This is a genomic window from Candidatus Symbiopectobacterium sp. NZEC135 (genome assembly GCF_025962695.1).
In genome coordinates, this window is sequence record NZ_JAGFPF010001020.1 from 1 (window position 1) to 762 (window position 762).

At 52.9% G+C, this 762-nt stretch carries 1 protein-coding gene and 1 pseudogene; one reads left to right on the forward strand and one right to left on the reverse strand.

Annotated features, from left to right (window positions below; genetic code table 11):
* Nucleotides 1-92, forward strand: a 92-nt coding sequence (locus tag J5224_RS32155; protein ID WP_264629010.1) for a YeaH/YhbH family protein, incomplete at its 5' end; no start/stop codon positions are given.
* 48 nt (nt 93-140) lie between these two features.
* Here the strand turns inward: J5224_RS32155 and J5224_RS32160 are convergent.
* A pseudogene (locus tag J5224_RS32160) lies at nt 141-684 on the reverse strand (N-acetyltransferase family protein).
* Between the last annotated feature and the right edge of the window lie 78 nt (nt 685-762).

Sequence of the window (762 nt, forward strand, 5' to 3'; positions counted from 1 at the left end):
ACCCCAATTTTGCCATGCAGCATATTCGCGATCAGGATGATATTTATCCGGTATTTCGCGAATTGTTCCGCAAACAAACCGTTCACGGCTAATCGTCTCACCTTCCGCCAGCCTTCGCGCTGGCGGACACTAAACCCGTGTCAATTCGCGTCAAACCGCGGCGTGGTCTCAGGCAAGGTTGAATCCCCTGCGCCCAGTGCACGTTGCAGCATCACCGTGTCCAGCCAGCGCCCGTGTTTTAACCCTACGCTTGCCAGCGTTCCTACCAGCGAGAAACCGGCCTGACGGTGTAAATGCAGCGATCCCTCGTTTTCACTGTTGCCCACTACCGCAATCAGTTGACGAAAGCCGTGTTGCTCCGCCCACTCAATGGCATGGGCGAGCAGTGCTTTTCCCACGCCCTGTTGTTGGCATTGCGGATCCAACATAGATCGAATCTTCAAGCGTATACTGGTAGGCCAGACGCTCACGGTAGCGTGACAGATAGCAATACCCAGTCAGGCGACCGTTTTTGATGGCGACAAACCAGGGCAGGCCGGCGTCGTGGTTTTTCTTCAATCTGGCGTGCATCTCGTTTATATCCGGTGGCTCTGTTTCAAACGATGCGGTGCCATGGATGACGTGATAGGCATAAATTTTCTGGATAGCGCTAATGTGTTGTGGTTCTGCTGCAATAATGTCCACGGTTTTACTCCCAAAAAAAACCGATCACAGGCTACGTGAAATCAGCCAAGGCTGATACCCACCTACGCTTATAACCTG